Source organism: Paenibacillus sp. FSL M7-1046 (assembly GCF_038007405.1).
Taxonomy (GTDB): domain Bacteria; phylum Bacillota; class Bacilli; order Paenibacillales; family Paenibacillaceae; genus Paenibacillus_AQ.
In genome coordinates, this window is the sequence record NZ_JBBOXB010000001.1 from 6,618,871 (window position 1) to 6,639,685 (window position 20,815).

Here is a 20,815-nt window from a genome sequence, read left to right on the forward strand (position 1 = left end):
GTGATGCTAGAGTCTCCACAAGGTAGCACAACTCGTAATACCCGCGCCTACCGACCACATAAAGAACAAGTCGCCGCGTACCAGCGTTCCGTCCTTAATCGCATGGTGAAGGGTGATAAACGGACTGCTTGTGCCTGTGTAGCCATAAATATCCCCAATGTAAGGGAATTTAACGAGTTCCTCGTCCAGCTTGCCCGCGATATCTTTAATGACGCTCAAGTTTAACTGACTAAGGATATAGTGCTTCACATCACTTTTGGTATATCCATGTTCCTGAAGCAGCTGCTCAATATTGGATACCGCTGTCGGGAAAGCCACATTGACGTTATACTCCGGATGAAGATAAATTTTCTTCTCTTCAAGCGACAGATGTTCTCCGTACATTTGCGTCATGCCTCCGGCAGGGAACTGCATATCCTCCGCCTTCTGCGTATTGGTGTAGTAAGCCGAATCTATCAGGCCGGAATCCGTGTCCTCCACTCTCTCCAACAGAACCGCACAGGCCGCATCTCCGCAAAGGCCCTTGGACGCCAGGTCCCCCTCTTTGTAGAAACGGGCAATCTGCTCCGACCCTACAATGAGTGCGTATCTCACTCTGGGAGTGGATATCATGGATCGGGCTGCTTGGTCAGCAGCGACAACCATACCTACACAGTTGGCATTGCTGTCATAGATAATGCAGGAATCTTTACCCTCCAGCGCCTGATGCACAAATGCAGCATCTGTCGGAGCGCTGAAATCATGTGTTCCTGAGGAGAATACGATCATATCCAAATCGCTTCCGCTAAGCCCACAGTTCTTCAATAGCTTTTTGGATGCTTCAATAGCCATATAAAGTGTGCTCTCTTCATAGTCCGCCGCGTAATAACGATCCTTACGGCCAAAGAACTCCCAAATGCCGATAAGCTTGTCCGCTGAAGCTCCGGCCTGCAGAGCCAATTCCTCATTGCTGATCTTATAGGCAGGATGGTACACTTCGGTGCTTACTATTTTGACACTAGCCATGGTTGACCACCCTCTGCTTTAGATTTAGGATATACGATTTAGGATTTAGGATTTAGGATTTAACGATTGCCCAAGCCTCTTCCACCGTATCCACAAAATGTCCTTTAAATCCGGCACTTGGAGCTACTCTCTGTAATTGAGATTTGGCTACTACTTTCTTCGGATTCACCAGAACCGCATGTTTAAATCCGTTATACAGCACATAGCAGCGTTCCAGAACCGGGAGTATCTCCGGCTTGAACGGCGCCATATCATTGCAGTCAATAATCAGAGACATCTCGTGGATTGGCAAAGTCGGCATGGACGCCTCGAATATTTCCACTTCTTTTACCGTTTCAGCCAATTCGGCAAATCCATGCAAGCTGATGAAGATGGTGTTGAATTCCGGGTACATTTTAGTTTCTGCGATCATTTTTTAATGACACTCCTCTAGTTGTTTTTTTTCAATTTGCGATTGCGGGATTCATTGGAAATAGGTTCATACCCAATATTTACCGCTTTACTACTATCGTCAAATTGCACTGTTTTTTTGATAGTTTCTGAAAATTCATTTATGGCGTTCTGACTATTGTACGAAGCACAATATAGTCATTCGCGTCGCGTGAGATCAAAGTGTCTTTATTAAAATACACAAAATTGTCCGCACTGCGGTTTCGTTCCCCAAGTAAAAAGAGTTCCCCATTTCGGAGGTTCACTCCGCGGGCTACCAGTTTATTATTCATCATTTCCGAGAACACCGCATAATTGTCACCCACGATTAAGAGATCATTCCGGTCGCCAATTACCCATTCACGTTTGAGCAATACTTTAACCGGGGCTCCGGCTTTACTGCGGTCCATCGTCATATAGATGAAGTAATTTTTGGTCTTGCCGGCAGCATCCACTTCTTTGGAGTCAATCATCCAGACAATATCTTTACCATTCGAAGCTACGAGGTTGAAGGATTCATTTTCTTTCAGCTTGTAGAGCTCAATTGTTTTTGAACTTGGCAGATCATACAGATACAACGTCCCGGTGTCCCATTTGCTATAGATGAACTTGTCATCTACAAACTGGTGGACCTGATCAAAACCAAGATCATTGATGGTCTGAGTTTCCAGCGTCGTTTTGTTAGTGAAGTAAAAATCTGAGCCACTGCTGTGTGCATAATATTTGTCACCCACACCCAGTAATTCCGGAGTTTTCACTTCCAGCGGAAGCTCGCTTGTTTTTTTGGTTTTCAAATTGTACTGTACCAGCTTCTTCGGGTAGATATTAATTCGTTTAGTCACTTCAATTGTAGACTCATAATAATAAACACTGTCTCCCATAAGCTGCAAGTTCGTTTTGAACGTGTTAGTAGAAGTGACCTTCTCCGTCGTCTTCTTCTTCCAGTTATGTAAGTACAGCTGATGAGCCCCTTTGCTATCCTTCTCCAGTGAAGCGATTGTGTCACCTGTGAACTTGTAGTTGTAGTCAATCGGCATGTTATATGCAGTTTTGACATCCGTAAAAGTGTACTTCGCAGCTGCGTGGACCGGGGTGGCAATCAGGGGCCCAGCGGCCAAGACTGTAGCCAGAATAAACGCTAAGCCAGGCCTCAATTTGTGGCGAATCTTCAAAAACATGATTTTTTCAAGCTCCTTTTGTTGTATTTAGACAACAAAAAACCAAACTACATGAGCGTCCCCGCTGTCATGCCGCTTTCGTGAGCGGTTTAGACCGGTGGCTTTGCGTCTTCCGCCTTTCGGCGGAGTTGCCTTTGTTCATCAGCTGGCGCTTCCGAATCACAAACATATTTTGGTATTTATTATCTATCTAAATTTATAATTCGACAAGAGTAGTCATTATCCTCCTTTTTTCTCACATTCAAATATTGTTCGCTGTATCTGTTTTGTTACGATAGTGCGTAGATCCGTTTGACCATAAAATCGAAAAAACGCTGATTCCAGTTCTCTGACAGCCGTTCGGTCAAGTCTGCAATCAACACCACAGCGAGGTCCACCAGCTTCTGGACACCTGAAGGGAGTGCGTCCGGTCCAAGAGCATTTAACGCTCCTGTTAACTCATCCAGTTGCTGTGGACTGAGTTTGTGATGCAGTCTCTTAATGCCGAGCTGCGCTGTAGAAGGATCTGCTACATGCCGCAGAACTATCATTAGATCTGCCGCCAGATGACTGCCAAGCCGGTGTGCCCAGAGCAAATCGCCGCGGAGATACGCGGTTTCAAATTCCAGAAGACTGAAAGTGAAACCGGAAAGGATCCTCGTAATCTCTACATCCGACATGGGGAAGCTCTCTGCCTTGTAGTTGGCAAGACAACCCTCGGGATCATGCAGGACAAGGATTTGTTCGGTTTGTTTCAGACTCTCCGCAGTCACTGTATAAAGATCGAAATGCAGACCGTCTTCAAACACGCCAACAATTTGTGGTCCTACGAAGTTAGCTTCCGACCAGAATATCAGCGGTTTATAGCTCTCCATATAGGATATTCTGCGCGCTAAAAAATCCGTCAATCCCTCGCTGTGGACCAAGCAGTACAAATCAACATCCGAGTAAGCATCCTGCTCTCCTCTGGCATGTGCGCCTTTCAGAAATACCGCCCTGACTGCCGGATCATCCTTTACGGCCAAGCCTACCTGACGGATTGCTACGTCTTGTTTCATTCTCTCTTCCCCCTGCAATGTGTAGTATGATCTGAACATAATCTTTCTTTTTTATAAAAAGTGAGAAATATTGTGGCGCTGGTGCGTCTTATATACAAATAAATTAATGGGAGGCACTGGATGAAGGCACAGGACAACGACGAACAAATCATTGCCGAAGTGCTGCAGGGCAACCGGGAGGCCTTTGCGGTACTCGTAGACAAATACAAGTCGAGCTTGTATGGTCTGCTGCTCGGTATGGGCGCCAGTCACCAGGATGCACAGGATTTGGCCCAGGAAACATTTATCAAAGCATACCAGAAACTCCGCGAGCATCATGGCCAATCAAGCTTTGCCGCTTGGCTGTACGCCATTGCGATCAACCACTTCAGGTCACTGAAAAGACGGAAATCCCCAGGCCTAATAAGCAGCACCTTGCTGCAGGAGAAGGATCGCGGGCCAACCCCTGAAGAGCAATATATGCGCAAGGAAGACGAGCTTGAAATGCACCGGAAATTGTCCAAGCTTCCAGAACGTTACCGGATTGTACTGCTGCTTCGCTATACCAATGAATTATCCTATGAGGAGATCTCAGCGATAACGGGAATGCCGATGCATCAGGTCAAAAATTGTCTCCACCGCGCCCGTCAAAAGCTGAAGAAACAATGGCCGAAATCCAGGGAGGGTTCCAATGAAAAAATGGGCTTACACCAATCACAATGACTTGTCCGGCACTGATAACGATCTACTGACGGATTCACAATTGTATACAAGCTCTAATCTAGCTGATGATTTCACAGAGCGCGTTATGGAACAAGTTCGCAATACAGAGATACAGCCCGCCTCCGGGCAAAAATTATCCGAGATATCCGGAATGCAAACGGGCCGCACCCTAAAAAGAGGTTTAAAGTGGGGCAGCTCTGTTGCTGCAGTGATAGGAATTGCTTCATTACTGTTTTTCATTGGCAAATCAGGTACAGTGTCAGAGACGTTGTCCACCCCTCCACAGAAACCGTTCCTCCTTGCCAACCAGTGGGCAAAGCTTGGTCTGCTGGACGCCAAAATACTCGGAGTGGTGCAGCACCCTGGCATAGAGAAAACCGATAAAGGCTATACCTTTGTCCTGCAGGACGTAGTGGCTGATCCTACCCGTTTGGTGCTTAACATTAGCATTACGGATAAAACCGGACATGCTGCCAACGACGCAATGTCCAAATTTAATACCAGCCAATTGGAAATCCATGATGAACAAGGACACAACATCGGAGAACTTAAAGAGATCATGCCCTTGGCCAGTGACATTTATGGAAACTCTGGTCAAGCCTCTCTGCTGTTGACTTACGTATTCCCTGATGAAGGCCCAGGAAGCACCGTAGTTATTCAAGGCAATATTCATGAACTGGCTTCAAACAGCAAAACAGAAAAGGTAGTCACCGGAGACTGGAGCTTTAGCTATGAAGCAGATATGACCGCAGCACAGGCATTATCGGTAACCACAGATTTGAAGGACCATGTCTATAAAACACCGGATGGGATGAAGCTGGAGATGGATCAAGTGATGCATACACCTGCAGGTGTCACACTGAAATTCAACACCTCGCTTACTGGAGAGGCAGCCAGCCTTATTTCTGCCAATTCCACTAATTTTAGCCACGATTTTGGGGTCATGTTCCATTTTGAGGGAGAGAATGGTGAAGAACTTTCAAGAATCAACAGTTACATCTCCGGAGGTATTATCGACACTTCCTTCGGCTACACTGTCAGATCAACAGAACAAGCCGGCAAGCAGCACTGGACCTACTATTTCAAGAGCCTTCCATATGACAGCCGGCAAGTACGGTTCATCCTGGATGGTTACAATAGTCCTGTCAAATCTAACGATTCAATGACGTTCCATCCTCATGAGCTTAATGAGAAACCCGCAGTATTTAGTGCTCAAGGTGATGTGCTGAAGGTGAACAAGATGGAGATCAAGGAAACCAAGGATGAACCGGGAATATCCGGCTGGATGTCGGTCAGCGGCGAATTCACCAACAGATTTTCCAAAGACAAGTGGGTCGCCCTCGATGGTCAAGGAAAAGAATACAAGGTTATTTTTAGAGGTGCTTACACTATGGATGAGAAAGTCATATTCGGTGAGACGGGCAATCATGCAAATGAAGCCTATCTTATAGCCAAAGGCATGACTGAACTGCCCGAGGAGCTGACGCTCCGCCGGGTCATAACGGATAAAAGATTTACCGATGTGAACTGGAGCTTTGATCTGCCAAAAATCGAAGTGAAAAAACCTTGAGTTTGCTTCTATTCTATTGTGGATCTGGAACTTCTGATCGGATATGCCATTTGATGTAGTCATCTTTCAGGATGCTGTACACCTCAAGATCGACGATTCCTTTGCCTGACCATACACTGGCTTGTCTCAAAGTTCCTTCTTTCATGAAGCCGTTTTTCAGCAGCACCTTTTTGGAAGCCCTATTGGGGGGCATTACTTCAGCTTGAATCCTATTGATATCCGCATCATTAAACAAGTAACTTATCAATAGGGATAACGCTTCTGAAGCAATGCCTTTCCCCCAATGGGCTTGCTCCAAAAAATAGCCGACCGATACCATATTTACTTTCTGATTAAAATCAAATGCCTCGATAATACCAAGCAATTTGTCATTATCATTACAGCTGAATATTTATGTAATTGCATCCCTCTTCATTTATTGTCTTTGAACACTCCCGCCACCTGTAGAGGTGGGGGATTCTTGGGTCATTGCTTCCTTGAAGCAAAATGTATCGATTTTCTCAAATGTGAAAAATCGTACACCAAGCGATCCCTGTGGTTCCCACAGTTCTTTGCAAGACGGTTAAACCGCCATCATTATAATATTCTGTGCGGCATTTTCATCACGATCATGCGTTGTATCACAACCTGGGCAGACCCATTGCCGCACTGAAAGATTTTTCACTTCGGGGTTGATGAAGCCACATACAGAACATGTTTGGCTGGTCGGGGCAAAGGTATCCGAAATCTTAACCGTGCGTCCGTACCATTTCGCCTTGTAGGAGATTTGGCGTTCGAACTCACTCCATGACGCATCGGCGATAGACTTTGCCAGTTTGTGATTTTTGAGCATATTCGCCACGCGAAGGTTTTCTATACTGATCGTTTGGTTTTCACGAATCAGTTTGATTGTGAGCTGATGCAGAAAATCATGGCGGCAATTGGCGATCTTCTCATGAATGGAAGCGACCTTTTGCTTGGCTTTGTGCCAATTAGAGCCGCCTTTGCTACGGCGAGCCATACGGCGTTGCCAATAGGCTAACTTCTTTTCGAAATGGCGATACCACTTGGGATTTTGAACCCGAAATCCATCGGAGCAGACGGCAAACTCTTTAAGCCCAAGGTCAACACCAATCTCTTTGCTGGCTTGAGGCAGGGGCTTAACGTCAACTTCACAGACGATGGATACGAAATATTTCCCAGACGCATTCCGGCGAACGGCTGCAGACAGGATGCGTCCCTCTAAGGCTCTGGAATTGGCAAAGGGCATCCATCCCAGCTTGGGAAGCTTGAGTAGACGTTCTTCCACAGCAATGTTGCCGTTGGTATATTTCGTTGTGTAGCTTTGGACAGGGTGTTTACGGTTTTTGAAACGTGGAGCTTGATTCTGTTTTTTGAAGAACCGATCAAAACTATCTGCCACGTTTCGAACCGATGATTGCAAAGCAATGCTATCCACGGTTTTCAACCATTCGAACTGTTGTTTGAGTGCAGGAAGTTGTGTGGCACAACGATTGTAGGATAAGCCTTTGCCTTTCGCCTTATAGGTATCATTCCATAAGCCTAAAAAATGATTGAACACAAAACGGCAACACCCGAACATCTGATGAATGAGTTGCTGTTGTTCATTTGTAGGAAAGATACGATACTTATAGGCTTTATGAATGAGCATGCCAACACAACCTCTTTCGATGAAGTATATAGGGTTATTATAGCACATGCGTTCGTTTTCTTTGCAAAAAACACCGATTCATCCCCAACCTATAGAAGGTGGGGTGTTCTCGGCTTTCTTTGATAAATAACTTATCACACTTGATACTTTTTCCTGCCCCAATCTAATAAAGCATTGACCGATCTCCAGGGATCAGGTAATAATATACATATATAACATCAATAACGCAGAAGAAGAGTAAGTAGACATATGTGAGAGGACTTGCAGAGAGCCGGTGGTAGCTGCGAACCGGTGTCCGGCATATGATCGAATGGACTTTGGAGTTGCTTTCCCGAACCGTCGGCTACGATGTTGTAGGGAAATGCCGGGCATCCCGCCGTTATCAAGGGAGCGGTCTCGAGATTATGTATTCAGCGATCTCCGCACCGTATAGCGAAGACTGGAACGCTTGCAATTCATGCAGCGGGACGGTCATTTAAGGTGGTACAACGACAACTTCGTCCTTATGGGACGGAGTTTTTTTGCATGGATAAGGGGGTGATGGCCATGGAGGATGGCTGGTGGTGGCGATTTATAATTTCTACACAACAACATTATATCAGGAGGTTTTTTAACGATGAAAGAACGTGTACTCACAGGAGATCGGGTTACCGGCAAACTTCACCTTGGCCATTACGCCGGCAGCCTGCAGAACCGGGTTATTTTACAAGATCAATATGAATCCTATGTATTTCTGGCGGATGTTCAGGCACTGACGACCCATTTCGATAGACCCGAATTGATCCGCAGCCATATCCGCGAGATTATGCTCGATTATTTGTCTGTAGGCATTGACCCCGGCAAGACAACCCTTTATGTACAGTCCATGATTCCGGAAATCGCCGAGCTGACAATCTTCTTCTCTATGTTTGTTACGGTGAATAACCTGCGGCACAATCCAACGGTAAAAGCAGAATCGAAAAACAGCAGTCTGGATGAAATGTATTATGGTTTCCTCGGTTATCCGGTAAGCCAGGCGGCCGATATTGCCTTTTGCAAAGCCACCATCATTCCTGTTGGTGAGGATCAGCTGCCGCATCTGGAGCTGGCCCGTAAAATTGTGCGCCGGTTTAACGAGCTGTATAAGCCTATATTTGTGGAACCTCAGGCGTTGATCAGTGAAACACCCCGGCTGATTGGCACAGACGGCAACGCGAAAATGAGCAAAAGCCTCGGCAACGCCATAACGCTCGATGCTTCAACGGAAGACCTTGCCCACAAAATAAAAAGAGCAGTGACAGATCCAGCCCGCGTTCATAAAAATGATCCCGGGCATCCGGGTATCTGTCCAATTTATGCTTATCACCGGGCCTTTCTTCCGCAAGACGCCGCTGAAATCCGCGAAGGCTGCGAACGCGGGTCCATCGGTTGTTCGGCCTGCAAAGAACGGATCACCTCCGCGCTGGAAATGCTTCTGGCACCGATGCGGGAATGCCGGGCCTATTATGCGGCCAGACCAAGGCTTGTCGATGATATACTAATGGCCGGCACCCGCCATACCCGGTCTCTGGCCCAGGAAACGATGAACGAAGTCCGCGAGGCGATGAGCCTTGATTATTTTAAATAAACTCGAGATGCTTTCAACGAAGGATCTGGAATAGATGACTTAACAGCTGAATAATTGTGAATAGCAAAGAGGCCGCTTCAGCAGCGGCCTCTTCTTGTTATTACATATAAATATCAACTACAGTACCTTCTGCTGTGCGCAGATTTTCAAAGTCTGCCTGTTTGATCCGCAATCCTCCAAGACGATAAGGGTTGGCAAGCCGTTCGGCCTGAACCTCCTTGCCGCCTACGGTTACAGAGCGGAGATTGCCTTCTGCACAGTGGTAGATGAACGATACCGGTGAACCGCCATATTCGAAGTCAAAACGGGTTCCATCGAGTTCATCCGGCAGTACAGGATCAATGATGAGATCACCGCCGTCCTCACGGATACCGAGCACGTTGGAGATCAGCTGATTCATGTAGATTCCGGGACCGCTGGAATAAATTCTCCAGCCGCCTTTAACGGCTACCGAACCATTCCGCAGCTCATTGAACCGCTCCTGCGCTTCGTAACGGTTAGCAAATTTCCCGTCCGAGCTGCTGAAGTAGGCATTGCTCTGACGCAATTCAGCATTCGGCACGGCATCGCGGATCCCAATCGGATTAATGACCGCCAGTCCGTTCCATACCTGATCCCGCTTGCCGATCTTCGCCATAGCTTCTACGAACCGGATATGCGCATGCACATATTGAAGTCCGATTTCGCGTCCGAAATTAGCCGCCTGCTCCGCCCGTTTAAAATGCGTGCTGACTCCGCCGGCATATTGCGCCGGATGGTTCATCAGCCGCACACCATCCGGGCAGAGGAATTGCTCCAGGATCAGCTTGTAATGCGACTCCATTTGCTCTGGTGTGAGCAGCTCACCGATCATGCTGCGGGTCATCGGCAGCAGCCGGTATTGAATACCGGTCTCCTGATCGTCTGGATGAAGCATTGGCTTGGCATCCTGCGGATCTTCGAAATACAGGAAGCCTGGAATCACTTCCGTTCCCAGCATGTAACGGTTGAAATCACTTTTGATCCCTTCCGCCATCTGCTTCAGCTCATTTGACCAAACTTCATCATTGCTCTGCAGCACTCCGGATAAACCGAGCACAGTCTGATAGGTAAGTGCAACTGTCCAGCTGCTGACCATATACTGCTTCAGCTGTGCGTTCGCCGGCTGGAGCGTATCATCCCAATCCCCGTCGCCGTAAGAAGACAGGAACGTATCATGCAGGAAGTGAGATTTAATGTAATCCAGCTCTTTGTTGGCATGTTCCCGCAGCGAAGCTGTCGTTTCCGTAAAGTCAAAGCTGTGCTTGCGTGTATATGGAATCTGTTCATCCAGTACAGCAAAATCAAGGGTTGCCCGCAAGTAATCCCCCAGCACTTTAAGCGGCCAGACAATAATATCGCCGTGGCTTTCTTCCTGCTGAATGGATGTGTATTTGTCGAACATGAACCACTGTGGCCAGCTGCCGTCATCTTCATACTGATGGGCAAACACGGTCAGCAGAATCTCGCGCACCTGCTCATATTTGTGTGTGGCGAGGAAATATTCCACCGGTCCCTGGCACACATCACGCGTCCCCCATGCTGCGCCCCCATACTGCTCCAGACCATGAGGCACTGAGTAATGGACCAGCATATTGTGAGTATACCACCAGGCCAACGCATTCACTTTGAACAGTCCGCCTTCGACTCCGCTTTCCTGTGTCAGCTTGAAACCATTCATGACACCGGAGAAAAACTCACGGTAACGGGTGATTTCTTCTGTGACGGGTTTACTGGAGAGCGGACGTTCTTTGCCATCCAGCAAGCCCTGTAATGTCAGCGTCCACTCTGCGCTTTCCTCCAGTTCAAGCACCGCAAGCGAAGCACTGCCCTGAACCGGTCCGTCTGCCAGCAGACTTTCATCTCCCAGACGGTAAGAAGCCCCATCGAGGAACATCTTGTAAGTGAGCTCCGGATATACCTCAGCACTCGTTCCGGACTTCTCGCCGCGGAAGCTGATCACTCCGTTCGGATCCTGAGCCATTTGGTAAGGCACCTCATACTCTGCCACATTCATCGTAATCTGGTTGCTGACGAGGAAACGGTAGGCTTGGCCGCTTACAGATCGCACATGCAGCTTTACTTCCGGTGAATCAACTGTTGTATAGTTGGTAATTACAAGCGTGTCGGAAAGAGTTTTATAGTACCAGCGCACGTAGTTAAAGCCGATTTCAAATAGCGACGGCATCGCAAGCATACGGTATTGTCCATCCATTTCCACATAAATACGCTGTCCTGAAGTCTTGTACACATTCAGCGCGTTACGGGGGTTGGACATCATTTTATTGAAATTCGTATTACCGACTACCACCTGGGAATTGAAAATCCCATACATATACGAGGTTGTGGTCATGACCTCAGCACCCAGATGAGCATTGTCCCCGCTCATCAGAATATGCCCATGCGGACGTTCGACCAGCAATTCCTTACGCTTGAGCACAATATGCTCATAGGTGCCGGTAAAGAAGGCCAGCAGCTGGCCGCCATCACGTTCTTCCTCAAATCTCTGCGGGAACAATGAGTTCAGCTCTTCTTCAAGCATGTCTACAGTTTGCAGCGGAGCTCCAAAACGTGAAGATAAGGAGGTCTGATTCAGCCAATGACCTGTTTCCTGAACATCTCCCAGGGCTTCAGCCTCATCCCACGCTTGACGCAGTGCCGAATGAAATTCCAGCTCTGTAATGGCTGCGGGATGGTCTTCACGGAACAGTCCGTAAAAAGTAAAACATGCAGCTCCATCCAGTTGAACTTTCTCGGATTTCAGCGCCGTATAGGCAAATTCATATTGATAAATCTCATTGGCCAGCTGTTCCTGGTACAATGCTTCCGGTTTGTCGGTTTCCTTGTAGGATAATCCGAAGAACTGGAATCCATCAGTGGAATACCCGGTAGCTCCGGTGAGAGCACCTTGCTGCAGGTACGGGAACTTGCCGCCTTGCGGCTGATTTTGCCGGGAGCAAACCACATATCCATACTTCTCATCCTCAAATACCGCATGATCAATATATTGCGATAAATAGGCTTCATTACTGGTGACAGCTGCAGGGGAAGCAATCCCCACATCTTGACTATAGATGACGTCCAGCAGCACATTGCTGCCTTCAACCTTCACATCCCAGAACCACACCCCACGGCTGGACAAAGTAAATACCACCTGATAACGGATATCCGTCAATAGCCCTGGGACATCCGGACCCGCAGTAATTTCACCTTCCCACACCAGGCGTTTGCCATCCTGACGGAAACGGCTGCTCGATTTCACACCTAGCAGGGGAAAAACCTGAATGCCATCCTGCAGGTGCAAACGCGTATAAAGATTTCCGGGCGCACCGTCTACGCTATTAGACAGCAGCTGATTGATCATCATCGTCCCGCCGACAGCCTGGTACAGGTCGCCGCTTTCCAGGAAAGTAAAAGTTAATCCATCCTCGTGAAGCGACAGCTTGGAGCCAGTTCCTGTTATAGTTGTCATTTCTACTCACTTCCTTATCTGCTGCGGCAGATTGCCGCTATTCGTCAGTATTTGTGTTTAACATTTTGCATTATTTAAGCAAACGGAAAGACGCTGCCTGAACATCCTTGCTGCTAGCGCCGATGAACAGGCTGAATTGGCCGCGGTCACTGCTTACGGACAAGTCACTGTGGTGATAGCGGAGCATACTTTCGTCAATCTGGAAGACAACCTCGCTGCTTTCTCCCGGAGCCAGTTCGACCTGCTGGAAGCCTTTCAGCTCTTTAACCGGGCGGACTACCTCTGCTGATACATCACGGATATAAAGTTGCACCGTTTCTGTTCCAGCCATCTTCCCGGTATTTGTGACAGTCACCTTCGCCTCAATCGGCTGATCACTTTTTATTGTCTCCGCTGAAAGTGTAAGTCCCTCATAGGAGAAATCCGTATAACTTAGACCGAAGCCAAATGGCAGCAGCGGTTCGTTAGGAATATCAAGGTACTGGGAAATATAACGGTTGCCTGTCTCTTCTTCCGGTTTGGGACGGCCGGTGCTGAAGGAGTTATAATAAACCGGAATCTGGCCAACCGAAAAAGGAACGGACATACTGAGCTTTCCGGATGGATTAACCTTTCCGTATAACAGATCTGCCAGCGCAGCACCGCCTTCACTTCCCGGGAACCACGCTTCAAGTACAGCATCGGCAAGATCATACACACCATGCAGATCGAGCGGGCGGCCGTTAAACAGGACTACAGCTAAAGGTTTGCCCAGCCCTTTCATCAGCTCAATCAGTTCCAGCTGCGCCTGCGGCAATTTGATATTGCTGCGGCTGCCGCCTTCACCGCTCATCTCTGAAGATTCACCGACCGCAAGCACGATTACATCGGCATCTGCGGCTGCTTTAAGGGCCTCATCACGCTGAGACTCACTGATCGTGTCGATGCCGCTTCCCTCTGCAACAATCACATTGCCCGGACTTTCGCTGAGTATTCGCATGGATTCACCAAGCTTGACCGCCGTCTCTTTAGAACCCGTCCACGACCACCAGCCCAGAATATCTCCGCTATTCGCAAACGGACCAATCAATGCAACCCGTTGCTCAGGCGTCAGCGGCAGTACACCTTCGTTCTTAAGCAGTACACTGGATTTCTCGGCAAGCTTGCGGGAAACCTGGCGATGCTCGGCGGAGAACACAATCTCGCGTTCAAGAACCGGATCCGCACCACGCATTGGATTCTCGAACAAGCCCAGCTTTTCCTTCAGCTTCAGTATCCGCAGCACAGCTTCATCAATCAGCGCTTCATCCACAAGACCTTCTGCCACCAGTTCCGGCAGATGATTCACATAGCTTGTAGTCATCATATCGATGTCGACGCCACTCCAGATTGCCTTAAAGGCGGCTTCTTTTTCGTCTTCGGCAGCACCATGGGCAATGATTTCCTTAATAGCCGCCCAGTCTGAAATGACGATTCCCTCAAAACCCCATTCTTCACGCAAAAGGCTGCGCAGCAGCTTGCTGTTTCCGGTAGCCGGAATCCCGTCCACAATATTAAAGGAAGTCATCACCATCTCGACTCCTGCGTCTACCGCTGCTTTATAGGCCGGCAAGTAGTATTCGCGCAGCTGGCGTTCTGACAAGTCGACTGAATTGTAATCACGTCCGCCTTCTGCCAGTCCATAAGCTGCAAAATGCTTCACGCAGGCTGCAACACGGGAAACATCATTTCTCAGGTCATCCCCTTGGAATCCCTGTACAAATGCCTTGGCAAATACAGAGTTCAAATAGGGATCTTCACCGGTTGATTCCATCACACGGCCCCAGCGGGCATCCCGGACCAAATCCACCATCGGCGCAAAAGTTACATGAAGTCCTGATACTGCAGCTTCACGAGCGGCAATTTCTGCACTCTGTTCAGCGAGTTCCGGGTTCCAGGAGCAGCCGATCGCCAGCGGAATCGGAAAAATCGTCTTGAATCCATGTACAATGTCCGCCATAAACAGCAGCGGGATGCCGTGTCTGTTATTCTTCAGATGTTCTTTCTGCACAGCCATCATTTTCTCTGCACCGGCTATTCCAAGTACGGAACCAGCCGCAAGTTTTGTCTCACTGCCGATACCGAGCTCCTCCATAGGTCCGGTGATTTCCGAATGATCGCCCGGTTCGTCATAAAAGGGGGCTGCGAGCTGCAGCAGCTGCGCTATCTTTTCTTCAAGTGTCATGTGCTTAACATATTTGTGATAGAGATGTTCAGTCATGGTTGTATTCCCTCCACCGAAACGAAACGTTTCTATTCTATTATCTCTTTATTTATATGGTCTTTTCTAGTATATGTTATCTCTTTTTCATAAACGTTTCTATTAATTTCGACAGCAATACGGAGCATTAAGAGTGCCAGAATCTTCTCTTGCCCGATAAATAACCGGAAGCTTGCCGCCGCGCTAGGCCAAAAACTAAGCGTTCGGCGGGATTATCGCATCCAGCTCCGATTAACTGTTGATTTTAACCGAGCTCCGTTCAATCAGTTCGATCTTGAGCTTGTAGAAATCGTTGACCTCATCTCCGTTCAACCTTTGGAACAGCAGATGTCCGGCCAGCGAACCGGATTCGTACATTGGTTGACGAATGGTGGTCAGCCTTGGCTGAAGATATTCGGCTAACTGGATATCGTCAAATCCAATGACCGAAAGATCATCCGGCACGGAAACTCCGGCTTCCTCCAATGCCTTCATTCCCCCGACTGCCATTTCGTCATTGGCATAAAACACCGCCGAAGGCAGCTCACCCTGCACCAGCATCATCTTCGTTGCTTTATAACCGCCCTCACGGACAAAGTTGCCGCTCAGCTTCCACTTCGTTTTTTCATTTAGTCCCGCCTCACGCATGGCACGCAAATACCCCTGATAACGCAGTGCATTGTCATAAGAGTTCGCAGGCCCGCTAATATAAGCAATGGAATGATGCCCTTTTTCAATCAGATAATGGGTCGCACTGTAACCACCCTGTTCGCTGTCTACCACTACATTAATAAGGCCTTCACCGGAAATGAGACGATCCATCACGACGATTGGAAAACGCGCACCCGCAGCAGCGTGAAGAAGATCTACTGTAATATTATGAGCCAGCACAATAGCACCATCTACTCTTTTTTCGAGTAAATAACGCACAGCCGTGGAATCTTTTCCACCCATCGAACTGCAGGCAATCAGGTCATAGGAGTTGGATAGCGCAACATCCTGAATGCTGCGGATGAGCTCCGAATAATAAGGACCGGACAAATCCGTTAATATGAGTGCAATCGTATTGGTCCGGCTCCGCTTCAAATCCATGGCAAAGCCGTTTTTTTGATAATTCAGCTGTCTTGCTGCTGCCAGAACTTTTTCTCTCGTTTTTGCGCTAACCTTGCTGTCCCCGCTCATCGCATACGAAGCCGTGGACAGCGCTACCCCCGCCAGCTTGGCCACATCCTTGATTGTTGCCATCCATTTCAACCCTTCCTAAGCCCTGCATTATTTCTCTCTATACTATTTTATGCCAGAGATCGTATATCCTTCTATGATATGCTTCTGGAAGAAGATAAATATGATAATAATTGGAATGACCATAAATGCCGCACCGGCCATCTGCAGTCCAAACGCTGTACCATATTGGCCTTTCAGCAAGGACAAACCTACTGAGAGTGTATACAGTTTCTCGTCATTGGCGATAATCAGCGGCCACAGGAAGCTGTTCCAGGCCCCGATAAACGTCAAAATCCCTTGCACCGCAAACACCGGCTTCACGATCGGCACCATCAGCTGGAAAAAGATCCGCAGTTCGCCCGCTCCATCCAGCCTTGCCGCTTCCAGCAGATCCATCGGAATGGTAGTCATAAACTGACGGAACAAGAATATCGCAAACGCCCCTACCAAGCCGGGCAGAACGATACCCGCCATCGTATTTACGAGATGCATTTGATTAATAATCAGATACGTCGGGATCATGGTTACTTGTGATGGAATCATCATCGTACCCAGGATAATAAAGAAGAACTTATTTTTGCCCGGAAAATCAAATTTCGCAAAAGCATAACCGGCCATCGCATTCAAAAACAGTCCGGCGAAAGAACATAACACGATAATTAGCGTATTTTTCAAATAAATTAGAAAATCCATCTTCACGAACAAATCCCGGTAGTTGTTAAACGTTGGGTGTGCCGGGAAAAGCGACGGTGGAATCACCGTAAATTCATTCTCTGGTTTAAAGGATGAACCGATCATCCAAATAAACGGCACCATCATCAGAAGTCCTCCGACAACGAGCAGGGTAATCATAATTCCTTTTTCCATCTTCTTCATCTTCAGTGCCATGCTAGTTCCCTCCTTCTTAAGCCATCAGCATCACGCTGAAGCTTAGTATTCCACTTCTTTCTTTTTGACCGCGAATTGGATAAGTGTCGCAATAATAATGATGATGAACAGTATGAATGAACCCGAAGCCGCATAACCGAATTTGCTCAGCTGGAACCCGTTATTGTAAATAAAGAGCGCCATTGACATCGTTGCATTCAGCGGTCCACCTTTTGTCATCACGAGCGGCTCTTCGAAGAACTGAATCCAGCCGATCAGGGTCGTAATGGTCACAAAGAAAGTAGCGAATCCAAGCAAAGGAACAGTGATGTAGCGCAGCTTCTTCCAGCCGGTTGCACCGTCGATTTCCGCAGCTTCATAATACGAACGCGGAATCCCCTGAAGGGCCGCCAGGAAGATGATCATATTGAGACCAATTGATTTCCAGAACGCCAGCAGGATAAGTGAAAATTTCGCCAGCACAGGATCTTGGAGCCATTGCTGCGCAGGCAGGTCAAACCAGGAAAGAACATAGTTAAACAAACCGTACGACCCGTTGTACAAATAACCCCATACTACGGCTACGGCCACAATGTTGGTAATGGAAGGCATATAATAAATCACCCGGAAGCTTTTAAACAGCCAGCCTGTTCCGTAATTCAGCAGCAATGCAACCCCCATGGAAGCAATAACCACGCAGGGAACCCCGACCACAACATAAATAAGTGTGTTGTACATCGACTTTAAGAAAATAGGATCTTTGAAAATATTAAAATAGTTATCAAAACCAATTGCACTTATATTCGAATAATCCGCAAGCCCCACCAAATCCATATCCGTAAAACTGATGACCAGTGCGATAATTATCGGGATAATCGAAAAAAGGGTCAGCAGGATTACCGCAGGCGCGATAAACAAATATGGATACTTATGCTTGTTCCACTGCTTGACAAATGAACTCACAACATCACACCCCTTCGCATTCTTTCACTTCCTTCCGTGTGGAAGGATATACAGGCATAATGCCGGAACCTCCGTAAAAAAGAGATCCCGGCAGTCAGCCTGACACAATACATCAATAATTATTTGTTGCCCAGCAATTCATTCGCTTTGGCGTTCAGCTTGTCCAGCTCGGCTTGTGTATCCGCTCCGCCCATGGTAATCTGCTCGAAAGCAGCCATTGCAGCCTGTGCAATTTCTTCATATTCTCTGACCGTTGGAGCCGGACGGGAATTTTCAAGCTGTTTACCGAACGCTGCAATCATTGGATCCTGAAGCGCTTCGTTCTTCCAAGCTGCTTTGAGTGCCGGCATGGAGTTAGAAGTTTCGAAATACTTCAGCTGTGCATCCTGTTCGGCCATGAAAGCAATGAATTTTGCAGCTTCATCAGGATTTTTGCTGTAGTTAAAGATGGACAGATCAGCACCACCAATGGAAGAGGTGTTGGTTACTTTAGCAGGCAAGGTCGTTACAGCCCATTTTCCGTCAATTTCAGGGTTTTTCTCTTTTACGGTCTGGATCATCCAAGGACCGCTGATGAACATAGCCATCGTTCCGTCTTTGAATGCTGCTACAGTATCAAGGTCAGTGCCTTTAGGCGACAATCCTTCATCGTAGAAGCTTTTCAGAAAATTAACGGTCTCTACGTAGGCCGGTTGATTGAACTGCGGCTTACGGTTGCTATCAATAATATCGCTGCCGTTCTGCCAAGCAAAAATTACAGGGTAGATAGAGTCTTTACCTTCAATCGGCAAGGCATAATGTCCGGCTCCGCCCTTTTCCACCAGCTTCTTGCTCGCATCCTTCAGCTCGTCCCAAGTTTTTGGACCTTCAGGGTATCCAACATCACCAAGCATATCGGTGCGGTAGAACAGCGCCCGTGTCTCAACATAGAATGGGATACCAACCGTCTGATCTTGATATTTGGTCGTTTCAACAGCTCCGTCAAAGAAGTTCTCCGGTTTCATGCTTGGATACTTTTCGATATATGGAGTCATATCTTTCAAAGCTCCGGCAGCGGCGAATTCAGGAATCCATGTGGTACCCATCTGAATAACGTCCGGGCCGTTTTTGGAAGCGACTGCGGTCAGCAGCTTATCATGTGCGGTATCCCATGGGATCGCTTGCACATCCACTTTGATACCAGGATTTTTTTCTTCATACATTTTAGCAATAGGTTCTACGGTATCAGATGTACCCATGAACCATACTTTTAGCGTCTTGTTGTCTCCCGATGCCGCATTGTTGGAATTGTTGCCGCAACCCGCCGCAACTAATGAGAAACTCATCAACATTGCCATCATCGTAACTCCAGTTTTTTTCTTCATTTCTCTTTCACCCCTGTTTTAGTATGAGCAAAACTTAGAAAACTATGATTAAAGCCCTTACATCGAAACGTTTCGATTATTATCGAAAAAAAATTCGAATATTATCATTCTTTTTCTTATTCCCTGAGGTAGTTACAGGTAATATTAACCAAAAAAATGTAGGATGAAACGAATTTTTAGACATTTTTCGAGTTGAATGAGTATTTCCGTGAACATATTGCTAATTCATTCGATGGTTGATTCGAATCGTTTCGATAGCCCTATTATAAATCCATGTGTTAGCGATTTCAAGTGGCTTACTAAAAAAAACAACTTTTCGCAGCCAACTCAAGGACGCAGTGTTAATATATGGATTAATCTCAGCTTCGAAAAAGTAAATAATGGAATCCGCTGTATAAATGTTTACAAAAAAGGACGCACTGTACAAAACTCAGCGCGTCCTAATTGTATTGCTGCAGACTTGAAATAACCTGACTGCCCTTCTAATTAATTCATTAATTCGTTGAAATTTGGTTAGCATTAACCGATTCCCGGCAGATCAATTCCGGGACAAGTTTCAATGTTCTGCCAGCTCCGCCGTTCATCACTTCAAGCAGCATTTCAGCAGCGAGTGTCCCCATACGTTCGTACTGATGCCGCACTGTAGTCAGCGGCGGGTTATTATATGCGGTAAAAAATGCTCCATCATAGCCCATTACAGAGATATCCTGAGGCACGGAGATGCCTTTGCGGGCAAGCTCCATAACCGCGCCCATTGCCATTAAGTCATTTGCGCAGCAAACCGCCGTCAGCTCAGGTGCCCTTGCCAACAGTTTCAGGACTGCCACCGCTCCGCTCTCCCCGCCAAAATCTCCATATTCCAGTTGGGCGGAATCATGGAGAGTCCCTGTTTCGGTTAATAATATCTCGCTGAAGCCCTTGTAGCGTTCCTCGCATATGCTTACATCCGGGGGGCCAGTAATATAGCCGATTCTTCGATGTCCTTGCCCAATCAAATAGGCGGCTGCTATTTTCCCGCCTTCCCGGTCGTCAGAAGCAACCAGTGAGCAGCGTGGTCCTACAGCCGAGCCAAGATTTACAGAGGGAACCTGCAGCTTTACCGCTTCCTTGATGAGCGGGTGATTCTTGGCAAAGGGTGGCATAAATACACAGCCTTCCAGATTTCTCATCCGCACCCATTCGGTTAAGCTGTTGGGCTTATACTCCGTAAAGGGCACTGAGAAAATTAGAATCTCCTTCTGGTAGAGCCGTAAGGCCTTTCTTAAGGTGGCAAAAATATCGTCGAACTCACGAATCGACTCCTTTTCCATCTCCGGCATGAATACACCAACCAGGTTGCTTTTACGGGTGACCAGCTGCTTGGCACCCAAATTGGGGACGTATCCAAGGGACTGGGCCGCTTCTTGCACGCGGGCTATGGTTTTCGGATGTACACCGTAACTGCCGTTCAACGCTCTGGATACGGTACTGACCGATAAGCCCAGCTTTTCCGCAATATGCTGTATCGTCAC

Annotated in this window: 16 protein-coding genes, 1 pseudogene and 1 riboswitch; of the genes and pseudogenes, 4 read left to right on the forward strand and 13 right to left on the reverse strand. The window is 47.5% G+C overall.

The window, feature by feature from the left end:
* Positions 1-6: 6 nt before the first annotated feature.
* The 4 genes from NYE29_RS29590 to NYE29_RS29605 form a co-directional block, all read right to left on the reverse strand.
* Positions 7-1,005: a ketoacyl-ACP synthase III gene (locus tag NYE29_RS29590; RefSeq protein ID WP_076112729.1), complete on the reverse strand. Its 999-nt coding sequence runs from the start codon at positions 1,003-1,005 to the stop codon at positions 7-9.
* 52 nt (positions 1,006-1,057) lie between these two features.
* The gene (locus NYE29_RS29595) at positions 1,058-1,417 is read right to left on the reverse strand and encodes a hypothetical protein (RefSeq protein ID WP_038590982.1); all 360 of its coding nucleotides are present in this window, start codon (positions 1,415-1,417) and stop codon (positions 1,058-1,060) included.
* 139 nt (positions 1,418-1,556) lie between these two features.
* Positions 1,557-2,588 (reverse strand): hypothetical protein, encoded by a 1,032-nt coding sequence (locus NYE29_RS29600; protein ID WP_340898681.1) that lies wholly within the window; start codon positions 2,586-2,588, stop codon positions 1,557-1,559.
* A gap of 75 nt (positions 2,589-2,663) precedes the next feature.
* Positions 2,664-2,755: riboswitch (cyclic di-GMP riboswitch) on the reverse strand.
* Between the two features lie 126 nt (positions 2,756-2,881).
* Positions 2,882-3,649: a nucleotidyltransferase domain-containing protein gene (locus NYE29_RS29605; protein WP_076112727.1), complete on the reverse strand. Its 768-nt coding sequence runs from the start codon at positions 3,647-3,649 to the stop codon at positions 2,882-2,884.
* A gap of 120 nt (positions 3,650-3,769) precedes the next feature.
* Here NYE29_RS29605 and NYE29_RS29610 point away from each other — a divergent pair, with 120 nt between their 5' ends.
* Positions 3,770-4,351, forward strand: a complete 582-nt coding sequence (locus tag NYE29_RS29610) for an RNA polymerase sigma factor (protein ID WP_076112726.1) — start codon at positions 3,770-3,772, stop codon at positions 4,349-4,351.
* Complete coding sequence (locus tag NYE29_RS29615) at positions 4,320-5,921, forward strand: DUF4179 domain-containing protein (protein ID WP_076112725.1); 1,602 nt, start codon at positions 4,320-4,322, stop codon at positions 5,919-5,921. The genes NYE29_RS29610 and NYE29_RS29615 overlap by 32 nt, the downstream gene beginning before the upstream one ends.
* A gap of 13 nt (positions 5,922-5,934) precedes the next feature.
* Here NYE29_RS29615 and NYE29_RS29620 read toward each other — a convergent pair.
* Positions 5,935-6,312, reverse strand: a pseudogene (locus NYE29_RS29620) (GNAT family N-acetyltransferase); the annotation flags it as partial.
* A gap of 171 nt (positions 6,313-6,483) precedes the next feature.
* Positions 6,484-7,572, reverse strand: a complete 1,089-nt coding sequence (gene tnpB / locus NYE29_RS29625) for an IS200/IS605 family element RNA-guided endonuclease TnpB (RefSeq protein WP_340898682.1) — start codon at positions 7,570-7,572, stop codon at positions 6,484-6,486.
* Between the two features lie 302 nt (positions 7,573-7,874).
* Here tnpB and NYE29_RS29630 point away from each other — a divergent pair, with 302 nt between their 5' ends.
* A complete protein-coding gene (locus NYE29_RS29630; RefSeq protein ID WP_179091812.1) occupies positions 7,875-8,051 on the forward strand; it encodes a hypothetical protein in 177 nt (58 codons plus the stop codon).
* 137 nt (positions 8,052-8,188) lie between these two features.
* Positions 8,189-9,178, forward strand: coding sequence for a tryptophan--tRNA ligase (trpS, locus tag NYE29_RS29635; RefSeq protein WP_340898683.1), 990 nt, complete (start codon positions 8,189-8,191; stop codon positions 9,176-9,178).
* A gap of 100 nt (positions 9,179-9,278) precedes the next feature.
* On the opposite strand, the gene NYE29_RS29640 is transcribed toward trpS, so the two are convergent.
* From NYE29_RS29640 to NYE29_RS29670, 7 genes are all read right to left on the reverse strand, one after another.
* Positions 9,279-12,668: a GH36-type glycosyl hydrolase domain-containing protein gene (locus NYE29_RS29640; RefSeq protein WP_340898685.1), complete on the reverse strand. Its 3,390-nt coding sequence runs from the start codon at positions 12,666-12,668 to the stop codon at positions 9,279-9,281.
* A 70-nt stretch (positions 12,669-12,738) separates the two neighbouring features.
* Positions 12,739-14,907: a beta-glucosidase BglX gene (bglX, locus tag NYE29_RS29645; protein WP_340898686.1), complete on the reverse strand. Its 2,169-nt coding sequence runs from the start codon at positions 14,905-14,907 to the stop codon at positions 12,739-12,741.
* A gap of 231 nt (positions 14,908-15,138) precedes the next feature.
* Positions 15,139-16,131 carry a LacI family DNA-binding transcriptional regulator gene (locus NYE29_RS29650; protein WP_076112721.1) on the reverse strand — a complete coding sequence of 331 codons (993 nt, stop codon included), beginning with the start codon at positions 16,129-16,131 and terminating at the stop codon, positions 15,139-15,141.
* A gap of 42 nt (positions 16,132-16,173) precedes the next feature.
* A complete protein-coding gene (locus tag NYE29_RS29655) occupies positions 16,174-16,998 on the reverse strand; it encodes a carbohydrate ABC transporter permease (RefSeq protein ID WP_038590959.1) in 825 nt (274 codons plus the stop codon).
* Between the two features lie 42 nt (positions 16,999-17,040).
* A complete protein-coding gene (locus tag NYE29_RS29660; protein WP_076112720.1) occupies positions 17,041-17,940 on the reverse strand; it encodes a carbohydrate ABC transporter permease in 900 nt (299 codons plus the stop codon).
* A gap of 119 nt (positions 17,941-18,059) precedes the next feature.
* The gene (locus NYE29_RS29665; protein ID WP_340898687.1) at positions 18,060-19,304 is read right to left on the reverse strand and encodes a sugar ABC transporter substrate-binding protein; all 1,245 of its coding nucleotides are present in this window, start codon (positions 19,302-19,304) and stop codon (positions 18,060-18,062) included.
* A 494-nt stretch (positions 19,305-19,798) separates the two neighbouring features.
* On the reverse strand, positions 19,799-20,815 hold the full coding sequence (locus tag NYE29_RS29670; RefSeq protein ID WP_340899845.1) for a LacI family DNA-binding transcriptional regulator: 1,017 nt from the start codon (positions 20,813-20,815) through the stop codon (positions 19,799-19,801).

Excerpts from the sequence above, each read along its gene's own strand:
- NYE29_RS29590 (WP_076112729.1), bottom strand. The coding sequence starts at position 1,005 with ATGGCTAGTGTCAAAATAGTAAGCACCGAAGTGTACCATCCTGCCTAT.
- NYE29_RS29595 (WP_038590982.1), bottom strand. The coding sequence starts at position 1,417 with ATGATCGCAGAAACTAAAATGTACCCGGAATTCAACACCATCTTCATC.
- NYE29_RS29605 (WP_076112727.1), bottom strand. The coding sequence starts at position 3,649 with ATGAAACAAGACGTAGCAATCCGTCAGGTAGGCTTGGCCGTAAAGGAT.
- NYE29_RS29610 (WP_076112726.1), top strand. The coding sequence starts at position 3,770 with ATGAAGGCACAGGACAACGACGAACAAATCATTGCCGAAGTGCTGCAG.
- NYE29_RS29615 (WP_076112725.1), top strand. The coding sequence starts at position 4,320 with ATGAAAAAATGGGCTTACACCAATCACAATGACTTGTCCGGCACTGAT.
- tnpB (WP_340898682.1), bottom strand. The coding sequence starts at position 7,572 with ATGCTCATTCATAAAGCCTATAAGTATCGTATCTTTCCTACAAATGAA.
- NYE29_RS29630 (WP_179091812.1), top strand. The coding sequence starts at position 7,875 with ATGATCGAATGGACTTTGGAGTTGCTTTCCCGAACCGTCGGCTACGAT.
- trpS (WP_340898683.1), top strand. The coding sequence starts at position 8,189 with ATGAAAGAACGTGTACTCACAGGAGATCGGGTTACCGGCAAACTTCAC.
- NYE29_RS29640 (WP_340898685.1), bottom strand. The coding sequence starts at position 12,668 with ATGACAACTATAACAGGAACTGGCTCCAAGCTGTCGCTTCACGAGGAT.
- bglX (WP_340898686.1), bottom strand. The coding sequence starts at position 14,907 with ATGACTGAACATCTCTATCACAAATATGTTAAGCACATGACACTTGAA.
- NYE29_RS29650 (WP_076112721.1), bottom strand. The coding sequence starts at position 16,131 with ATGGCAACAATCAAGGATGTGGCCAAGCTGGCGGGGGTAGCGCTGTCC.
- NYE29_RS29655 (WP_038590959.1), bottom strand. The coding sequence starts at position 16,998 with ATGGCACTGAAGATGAAGAAGATGGAAAAAGGAATTATGATTACCCTG.
- NYE29_RS29665 (WP_340898687.1), bottom strand. The coding sequence starts at position 19,304 with ATGAAGAAAAAAACTGGAGTTACGATGATGGCAATGTTGATGAGTTTC.